At 48.4% G+C, this 9,654-nt stretch carries 8 protein-coding genes and 1 pseudogene; 4 read left to right on the forward strand and 5 right to left on the reverse strand.

The annotated features are described in order from the left end of the window. Positions 1-807: 807 nt before the first annotated feature. Positions 808-1,587: a photosystem II S4 domain protein gene (locus tag NDA02_RS27540; protein ID WP_190790273.1), complete on the reverse strand. Its 780-nt coding sequence runs from the start codon at positions 1,585-1,587 to the stop codon at positions 808-810. Positions 1,588-1,769: 182 nt separating this feature from the next. Here NDA02_RS27540 and NDA02_RS27545 point away from each other — a divergent pair, with 182 nt between their 5' ends. Continuing rightward, positions 1,770-2,723: an NAD(P)-dependent oxidoreductase gene (locus NDA02_RS27545; RefSeq protein WP_190790272.1), complete on the forward strand. Its 954-nt coding sequence runs from the start codon at positions 1,770-1,772 to the stop codon at positions 2,721-2,723. A 232-nt stretch (positions 2,724-2,955) separates the two neighbouring features. Here the strand turns inward: NDA02_RS27545 and NDA02_RS27550 are convergent, their stop codons facing one another. Continuing rightward, positions 2,956-3,309, reverse strand: a complete 354-nt coding sequence (locus NDA02_RS27550) for a VOC family protein (RefSeq protein ID WP_199296356.1) — start codon at positions 3,307-3,309, stop codon at positions 2,956-2,958. Between the two features lie 242 nt (positions 3,310-3,551). After that, a complete protein-coding gene (locus NDA02_RS27555) occupies positions 3,552-4,490 on the reverse strand; it encodes a manganese catalase family protein (RefSeq protein ID WP_190790270.1) in 939 nt (312 codons plus the stop codon). Between the two features lie 558 nt (positions 4,491-5,048). On the opposite strand from NDA02_RS27555, the gene NDA02_RS27560 reads away from it, so the two are divergent. Next, positions 5,049-5,390, forward strand: coding sequence for a thermonuclease family protein (locus NDA02_RS27560; RefSeq protein ID WP_190790269.1), 342 nt, complete (start codon positions 5,049-5,051; stop codon positions 5,388-5,390). 284 nt (positions 5,391-5,674) lie between these two features. Beyond that, on the forward strand, positions 5,675-6,373 hold the full coding sequence (locus NDA02_RS27565) for a GAF domain-containing protein (protein ID WP_190790268.1): 699 nt from the start codon (positions 5,675-5,677) through the stop codon (positions 6,371-6,373). Between the two features lie 295 nt (positions 6,374-6,668). On the opposite strand, the gene NDA02_RS27570 is transcribed toward NDA02_RS27565, so the two are convergent. Then, a complete protein-coding gene (locus NDA02_RS27570; RefSeq protein WP_199296355.1) occupies positions 6,669-6,875 on the reverse strand; it encodes a hypothetical protein in 207 nt (68 codons plus the stop codon). A 247-nt stretch (positions 6,876-7,122) separates the two neighbouring features. On the opposite strand from NDA02_RS27570, the gene NDA02_RS27575 reads away from it, so the two are divergent. Continuing rightward, positions 7,123-9,435 (forward strand): ATP-binding protein, encoded by a 2,313-nt coding sequence (locus tag NDA02_RS27575; protein ID WP_190790267.1) that lies wholly within the window; start codon positions 7,123-7,125, stop codon positions 9,433-9,435. Positions 9,436-9,548: 113 nt separating this feature from the next. On the opposite strand, the pseudogene NDA02_RS27580 reads toward NDA02_RS27575, so the two are convergent. After that, positions 9,549-9,654 (reverse strand): annotated as a pseudogene (locus NDA02_RS27580) (IS630 family transposase); the annotation flags it as partial.

Here is a 9,654-nt window from a genome sequence, read left to right on the forward strand (position 1 = left end):
CGTCGCCTTAGCTCGTTCGCTTTGGCCTCGCTCCCTCCACCGCTTTATCAATATAACTAACCTACCTCCTCACTGTCAACCCACACCCCTCAAAATTCTTGGGAAATTGCTGAGACGGTAATTGGAGCGATTAGATCTATGTACAGATACGTGTACAGACCTGAAAGCGGGTGGATGCCAAGTGGTTTCCTACACTTTGTCAGCTTGTCAAGCAGAGCAGAAATGCGCCCAAATTGGTAACGTTTTTGGGTCAATCCTTTGGGTTAACACTCTGTTGCAAATTGGTTTAGTCAATCTCGTAGCTTTACTCAAATAATCGCCCTCCTACACGAGATTCTATAAGCTGAATCTTCGATCGCAAGAGCCGTCGTGACCTTTAACGAACCAGGCTGGGATCAGAAATGCTGAAGGTTGTGGTTTTAGGGTACTTAAGCATTGCCTCGTCATAGTCTACCCTGATGAATTTGTAGATCTCGGACAGCAGAATCGGTTGAGTCTAGAAATGCTCTGATCTCCGAAATGTGGCCGACGGAATGTTCAAACTCTGTCCGTTAGGCAATTTGGGGCTGATGACTCGACATAAGCCGCAGTAACGTTATCCCTGAACGCTCAGACTCTACAAAAAATAGGCTCTTTTACAGCTTTGGTGAAACCTTCATTCAGCCTGAGCCTTGGCAAGTCTTGCAACTGAGCTTGAGCAACCCCGCTCACCTGATATCTCAGCACACTCTATCTTTAAGGAGAAATAATTCGATCGCCTCAAGGTCGGAACAGCTTCGTATCCCCGTTGCTCTGCCGTAGCCAGGGTTACACTAAACGAGTTAACTGCACCCGGTAACGATCCTTCTTTGTGACAGCCACTTCTCCGACTTCAAGCCGTCCCTTGCCACGAATGGCAACCAGATCGCCCGGCTTCAGCGTATGACTCGACTGAGTAATCTCCTTCCAGTTCACTCGCACGTCACCTGCGGTAATCAAATCCGCCATTTTGCTGCGCGACATTCCAAAACCTGCTGAAGCGATCGCGTCAAGGCGCATCGAAGCTTCTACCGTGGTCATCTCTTTCTTCTTGGGTGGCTGAACCTTGAGTTCACTCAAGTCAATGCGGCGCGTCTTCACTGGAACCGATCGCACCTGAGTCAGATTGATTTCTAGAAAATCTGTAAGTTCAGGCACAACGATTGCCTGTGCCCCCCGCTCCCCCAGCACAATTAAGTCACCCACTTTTTCCCGCACAAGACCTGTGCCTAAAAGCGCCCCCAAAAAATCCCGATGGCTGGCGGGGTCGAACAAAAAATTTCCGGCAATTTCCAGAGCAGCTAGCTCGACCTGAGACCGATCCAACGGCAAATCCGATCGGGCAATGGCAACACGCTGTCGTTCTGCCTGCGGATAGCCTCCCCATGTGAGAAACTGCACATCGACTAAACGAGAAAACATTTGCTGTACTTCTGCCAGTTCGGGCGGTGATAGGAAATCGGTGCAGACGACTTCCCAGGTCTTGATTGCGACTTCTGCCTGGTCAATCACGCGAACCGCCGTTTCTCGATTTTCAATTCCTTTGAGTAGATCTTCCCGTGGCAGCATATTTTCTTCAGCACTCGGATTTTTATTCTAGCGGGTGGGGGTCGGGCAGTGCGTGAGCCAATCGAGAGATGAATTTTTTTGAGCAGGGCATGGTTAGATGACAAGGAGCGGCACATGATGATGAGATTGCCGTCTTGTCGTTCAGGTGGTCTTTGTGTTCATTCTTCATCTTGTTTTTTCGCATGGTCAAACGCATTTTTGTTACGGGCGCAAGCGGCTGCATTGGTCACTATCTAGCGGAAGCACTGATTCAGCAAACGCCGCACGATTTGTTTTTTCTGGTGCGCGATGTGAGCAAGCTGAAGTTTGACTATAACGCTCGTCCTGGCATCACCCTGGTCGAGGGCGATATGCGCGAGATCGATCGCTTGGGTGACTTGTTGAAGACGATCGACTGTGCGATTCTCGCAGCAACTTCCTGGGGCGGTGCAGGCGAAGTATTTGACGTGAATGTGACCAAAACGCTGCGGTTGATGAGTCTGCTCGACCCCGGCCGCTGTCAGCAGGTGCTTTATTTTTCGACAGCAAGTATTCTCGATCGTCAGAATCAGCCTTTGAAGCAGGCAGGCGAAATCGGCACAGACTATATCCGATCGAAATACAACTGCTACAGTCAGCTCTCGAAACTGTCGATCGCTCCTAAGATTACCACTCTATTTCCAACGCTTGTGTTTGGCGGCGATGAGAAAAAGCCCCTGTCCCACCTGACTTCTGGAATTCGGGAAGTGCTGCGCTGGGCAGGCTTGATTCGCTTTTTTAAGGCAGACGCAGGCTTTCACTTTCTCCATGCCAGGGATATCGCTCAGGTGGCGGTACATCTGGTAGATCATCCTTTAGAAGTGGGACGATCGCACGATGTGGTGTTGGGCAATGAGGCAATGACAGTCAATCAGGCAGTCAAAGAAGTTTGCGACTATTTGCATCAGCCGATCTTGTTTAGAATTCCGCTCTCGATCGGGCTTGCCAATTTTCTGATTGCGGTCTTTCGGATTCAGATGGAAGCATGGGATCGGTTCTGCTTGCAGTATCGCCACTTCACCTACACTAATCCGGTCAGTCCCTTAACGTTTGGCTTGCCTACCTACTGTGGGACGCTAGCAGATGTGCTGAATGTGAGCGGCGTTCCGCCCCGCTAGGACCGTCCTGGTAAAGCTACGGATGGCGATTTGATAGCAATGAAAATTTAGGAGTTGGCTTTGTTCAAATCGGGCAAGGCCTGACTGCCAAAGGCTTTTTGACTGCGCTGGACGACAATTTGCAAAGTGTGGGAGCCAAATTTGCTATCGTCACAATCATAATGCTGGATGAAATTTTGCCCGATGCCCTGACCGAGTTTCTACTAAGCACCTTGACTGATTAATCCAGCAACTAAGCAGCTATAACTTGCCCAATTTTAATCAGGTTTCCATCTAAATCAACCAGATAAAACTCTCGCATTCCCCAGGGCTGATTTGCGATCTTGCCGAGTCTGGGAATTCCCTCAAAGGGTAAGGATTGTATTTGAAACTCACGGAACAGTGAATCCACATCCCTCACCCGCAGATAGCATCCTGCATAAGATTCGGCTGGAATAATCTCAGCAAATCGAAAAAAATGAAGCTCGATCGTCTCACGAGAAACAATCGAGTAGTCTAAATCCTGAGCATTGGGGTCGGAAGACGCTTGAAACCCTAATTTCTGATAAAAAGCAATCGTCCTGCTTAAATCACGAGAAGGAAGCATTGGAATTGCAACATTGCATAACATAGCGTTTGCTTCCCACAAAGTTTGCATTGCATAAAATTTGCTGGCGTTGCCAATTGAAAATTATATCTGCTATCTGCATTTAGCAACGCCTTTCCGCAATGCCTACTTCAGTAATTTTTAAGGGGCATCATCTCCCTAAAGAACAAATTCGATTGTAGAGAAAACAGCTACTTTCGAGGTTCTGAAGAATTAGAAATGCCCCTTTTAGCAAATCACGACTATTCGCCCTTTGTGAGGCTATCCACTGCATCTACCGCGCTGTCTACAATGTTTTTCAACCCGTTATCGCTGGTTTTCATCATCGCAGGCGTTTTGGGCGTTGCATGGAGTTTGGGCTTGGGTTGCGGCGGCTCAACTTCTTCTGCAAGCGGCTGCGGATTTGCCACGTACTTAAATTCTCCTTTGCCATCGATCGATTGACCTTTTGCCCATCGTCCTTCGGCACTGTCAGTTCCATCGGAATGGTTCCAGAATTCATAAGCGTGTTCCCGCTGCCCGTATTCGTGTGCGATTTTGGGGACAACGGTTTCTTCAAAGCCATCGCTCTTCAGTTCTTCGATCGCTGCAAGCCATTGATTCTGGTGCATCGTATCACGGGCAATCATAAAGCTCAGGTGATCGCGCACGCCTTTGTCATTGGTCATTTCATACAGGCGAACCGTCTGCATCAAACCTTGAGATTCGGCGTGGAGATTAGAGCGGAAGTCTGCCAGTAGGTTACCGCTTGCCGTGATAAAGCGACCATTCCAGGGGAAGCCAACGCTATCCGCAGGCATCGCGCCTTGACCAGACACAATCTCGTGCTGAGGGTTCATTGATGCAACAATTACATCTCTAGGATTTGATCCTCCCATTACCGCACCTACAACCGGATCTTTTACCCCTTCTTCTTGCATTTCGACAGGGGCTTTATCAAGCAGAAATGCAACCATTGTGGCAAGCATTTCAACGTGACCGATTTCCTCAGTTCCAGTATCGAGCAGTAGATCTTTATATTTTGCAGGTCCGCGACAGTTCCAGCCCTGGAAAAGATACTGCATCATAACAGTCATCTCGCCCATCGATCCACCAATGAGTTCCTGCAACTTCTTGGCGTAAATCGGATCGGGACGTTCTGGTTTGGTAAAGTACTGCAAACGCTTGGTGTGTAGAAACATGGTAACTTCCTTGACGTAGTTAATTACTTTCTGTCTAAAACAAAAGGCATTCCTCAAAACTGAGCGTAATGAGATGAATGAGGAATGCTTATTTTCCTAAGCAGCTTGCAAATTTTTGTGTAGAGCATAAGTTGCTCGTGGAATAAATCCTGTTCAAACTGCTAAAAAATTTGCCTCACTGGCTACTGTTCTAAAGATTTAAGAAAACAGTATGATCAACCTATAGAAATACAAATAAGAATTTGAATCGATCTTATGACCAGCGGAGTATTGAAATAGTTTTATCTAAAATCTGAGCTTTGCTTACCCTCTGTCAATAGTTCACTATTTGATTGCCTAACAGAAGTAAATGAAAGCCAAAATTAATGTGAGCTGTAGAAAAAGCAGCAGGATAGAAGAGCCTAGAATGTCTACACAAAACCCTTCTGCAAAAGCTTAGGGAGATTGAAGATATTTTGCTGCCAAACTCACAGCAATCAAGAAACTTTAACTCCTGCCCAGTCCCCCACATCCCAAGGCGAAGTTGCTCAAGTCGTGAATGTTCATGATGGAGACACGATGCGCATACTCCGGGACGGGAAAGAAGAACGAATCCGGCTCTGTGGCATTGATGCGCCCGAACTCAAACAGCAACTGAGAGAGGCAAGCCGGAACAATCTGCAATCACTGGCGAAGCGATCGAACAATCAAGCCAGGCTGACTGTGGTGGATGTCGATCGCTATGGTCAAGAAGTCGCAGAGGTTTTCAGTGTTAGCAGAACGGTTCTAAACGTCGAGCATATCAGAGCGGCAATGACTATCTGTACAGGCAGTATGCTTCTAACTGCCCTCACAAAGCTCAAATGGAGCAGGCAGAAACAGCAGTCAAAGCAGTCAAAGCAGGGAATCTGGAATATCTAAATGCCCTCAAGCCCTGGGAATATCGCAAAAAGCAACGGCAGTGAGGCGATTGCCCCGATGCCATCAATAAAACAGCCCTCGCTCATTCAGGTAGGGGCTTTGTTGTAGCCGTTTTTTAACTCTGAACTGAATCCCGGCAGCTTGAGCTTGAGAAGAAGGATGTCTGCCACGATCGGTGATAAACCCAAACTTAAGTTTTCTTTTTATTACGCTCTAAACACAACAAATAGTCCTCGAGAAACTTCAGCTTAAATGGAGGTAAGAAGCATCACAAGGGCAAAGCCATGGCAGTGCCAATCCCAAGCAATGAAGCTGAAAGGCTAGAGGCGTTACGGCAGTATCGAATCTTAGATACTGACCCTGAAGCAGGACTTGACGATATTACTCATCTCGCCTCATTTATTTGTGGAACACCGATCGCGTTGCTGGTCATGCTCGATCAGCATCGGCAGTGGTTCAAATCAAAAGTTGGGTTGGCTGTCTCGGAAACGCCCCGCGAGCAAGCCTTTTGTTCCTACGCGATTTTGGGACAAGATCCGATGGTGGTTGAAGATGCACATGCTGACGAGCGGTTTGCAGACAATCCTTTAGTGACGGCAGATCCTTACATTCGCTTCTACGCAGGTGCGCCACTGATCAATCCAGAGGGGCAAGCCTTAGGCACCCTTTGTGTAATCGATCAAAAAACTCGAAAACTCAACCTAGATCAGCTTTCTGCCCTACAAGCCCTCGCTCGGCAAGTCGTTTCTCTGTTGGAATTGCGTCGTGTTTCTGCTGCCTTAGCAGAAGCTGTCGAAAATGTTCACGCCTTGCGTGGATTGTTGCCCATTTGCGCTTGGTGTAAGAATATTCGGAATGATGAGGGGTACTGGCATCGTGTCGAAGATTACATTAAGCAGCTTTCCCACGCTGAACTGACCCATGGCATTTGCCCAGATTGCACGAAAAAGCATTTCCCGGACGTACCCGACCTGGTCAAGTGAATCGTTAGAACAAACATCAAGCTTTCTCTTCAGTGGCTGTCTATACCGTGGCTGTTGCGCCTGTTGTTGGAAGGCTTCGATCAGCAAGAATTCCCTTTCCAGTGACTGTTATAGCAGAAGCAGCACAGCAGTCAAAGTAGAAAGTATGGCAGGATTCAAGCCTCATCCATCAGCTCGTGCAGAGTTTACGCAACCTGGACTGTTGCATCAAAATTGAAATAATTCTTTGAAGTCGGGCTGAAGGAGCTTTGCAATTACTTCTTGACACCGATACTTAGCAACAAAACTCCCTTTTTCAAGCAATCTCCTGAATCAAACGAGATTCAGCAATATCGCGAATTAAGGAGACATTCGCAGTGAGATAGTCATCCAGTGCCCGCACTTCTTCACCATTCAGCAAAATTTTCTGAGAGACACGCTGCAGCAGGAGCTTGACCAATATTGCATCTGAAAGAGCGACTAGATCATGGGGCAAAGCTTCTTCGGCAACAGCCCATGTCATTCGCAATATCGAGGGGCTAACCAGCATCACTTAAACTCCTTCTGAGATATTTAAGATTTTCTTTAGATTTTATGCTAGCAGCATTCATCTGCTCTTTAGAATTGCTTAACAATTTAATATTCTCTTTAGGATTGCTCTAGTTTACTTAACATAATGCAACACCCTGCTACAATTCAGAGAAAGTTATGGTTAGAACGCCATAAAGCTACAGTTCTGATAAAGTCACAGTTCTTCTCATTGCCCTGCCATGAATGGGTTTGAACCCCATAACACCCCTGGTCTTCCTCCAGGCAGTTTCCCTTCCGAACCTGTCCATTTCGCAGGCTCAATCCAGCCCTTTGGCATTCTGTTTGTGTTGAGCAATCCTGAACTGGTTGTGCTGCAAGTTAGCGCGAATACTGAGGATTATTTCGGCGTTTCGCCCGAAAATTTGCTCGGTCAGTCGATCGGTGTCCTGCTCGATGAGGTTGCGATCGCCACAATTCAACAGGGAGTAAAGCAGGCGAGCCGCTACAGCAAGGCAGCCCTTCACCTTTGGAGAGGCACGCAGTGTTTCAACAGCACTGTATACGCAACTGCCACCGTAATCATTCTGGAGGTAGAACCAGCACACGCCCAACCCCATCTGAATGCCTTACAGCTCCAAACGCAGGTGAATCAGACGATCGCCCAACTGCGCCGCCTCCCCGATCTGGCTGAATTTCTGCAAGCCGCAGCCGTAGAGATTCGTGTGCTCACAGGGTTCGATCGCGTCATGATTTATCGCTTTGATGCTCAGGGCGCGGGGGCAGTGATTGCAGAAGCAAAGCGAGAAGACTTAGCTCCTTATCTGGAACTGCACTACCCGGCAACCGATATTCCAGAACCCGTGCGAGAACTTTATCGACGCGGACTGCTACGCTACATTCCCGATCTCAATACCCGACCGATCGCGTTAATTCCCGCAGAGAATCCAGTCACCCAGCAACCGACCGACCTGCAACGCGCAATTCTGCGAAGTGTTGACCCCTGCTGCGTGGAATATCACCAGAATATGGATGTCGCTGCCATTCTGGTCGCCGCACTGAACCAGGGCGAAACCCTATGGGGACTCATTTCCTGTCATCACCAAACGCCAAAAACAATCAGTTACGAAATGCGGGAAAGCTGCGAACTGCTGGCGCAACTAATTGCATCCGAACTGGCAAACAAAGTCAATACCGAAGAACTCAACTATCTGACAAAGCTGCGATCGTTGCAGTCCGACTTTCTCCAATCAATTTCCCAGGCGAATGATCTGAAACAAGCCCTGATCAATCCTGCTCCTCGCCTGCTGGACTTGGTTAATGCTGAGGGGGTAGCAGTGTGCCTGGAAGATGAAATTACCCTAGTTGGAACCACTCCCACGCTAGAACAGGTTCGCGCCCTGCTTCAGTGGGCAGAAATACAGCTTCCCCGGTTCAACGCCCCGCTATTTCACACCGATTCACTGCCTAAGCTTTATGCTGCCGCCGAGCCATTCAAGGACAGTGCCAGCGGAGTGCTTTTGCTGCAAATTTCCCAGGTGCGACGCTACACAATAATTTGGTTTCGCCAAGAAGTGCTGCAAACAGTCAACTGGGCAGGCGATCCGAACGCTGCTTTGAACGTTGCAGAAAACGGCAGCATCACCCTTAGTCCGCGCAAATCGTTCGAGCGATGGCAGGAAGTCGTGCGGTTCACCTCGTTGCCCTGGAAAACCTGCGAATTAGAGAACGCGATCGATCTGAGAAGTGCGATCGTCGGCGTTGTCCTTAAAAAAGCAGACGAGTTAGCCAAAGTGAACCGGGAGCTAGAAAACAGCATTCGCGAGCTAGATTCCTTTGCTTATGCGGCTTCACATGACCTGAAAGAACCGCTGCGCGGCATTCATAACTACTCTAACCTGCTGCTGAAAGGCTACTCCGATATTCTGGACGAGTCCGGCAAGGCGCGGCTGCGAACCCTGACCCGCCTAACCCGCCGCATGGAGTCACTGATCGATGCACTGCTGAAGTTCTCCCGGCTGGGACAAACCGAACTCTATCTTCAGCCCACGGATCTCAACTCAATCCTGCATCAAGTTATTGAAGAACTGCGCCTCAGTCGCCCCGACCTGCAAACCGAATTTCGGATTCCGCGTCCGCTCCCGACCTTCCACTGTGACTCCATCCTGATTCAGGAAGTCCTGATGAACCTGGTCAGCAACGCTGTCAAATACAATGACAAGCCTCATCAGTGGGTCGAGATCGGCTTTATTGAAGCAGACAGAACACAGAAAATCATAAACAAAACCCTCTTCTCCCCATCTCCTCACCCCCTCACCTCCTCATTCCCTCACCCCCTCATCTTTTACGTCCGCGACAACGGCATTGGCATCCGCGATCGCCATCTCAACAGCGTCTTTCGACTGTTTAAGCGACTCCATGAGCAGCACTTGTATGGCGGAGGAACAGGGGCAGGATTGACGATCGCTAAAAAAATCATTGAGCGTCACGGTGGGCAAATTTGGATCGAGTCCTGCTACGGCGAAGACTCAACGTTTTATTTCACTTTGAATTAATCAAACCAAGAATTAATTGAACCAAACGCCCAGAGGCAGATCCAGATGTCAGCCTGAGTAGGTAGGATTAAAATATTAAGTTTTTGCAAGATATCTGAACTTGCTGTATAGCTTTACGGATACACGTTCGAACAATGGTTGAAGGCAGCATCGACACAATCGCGAAAGCTATCAAATTCATCCCAGCGTTGACGCATCCAATTCTTGAGCACGAACCAC

Origin of the sequence: Leptolyngbya sp. ST-U4 (assembly GCF_039962215.1) — a bacterium.
Lineage (GTDB): Bacteria > Cyanobacteriota > Cyanobacteriia > Elainellales > Elainellaceae > Leptolyngbya_A.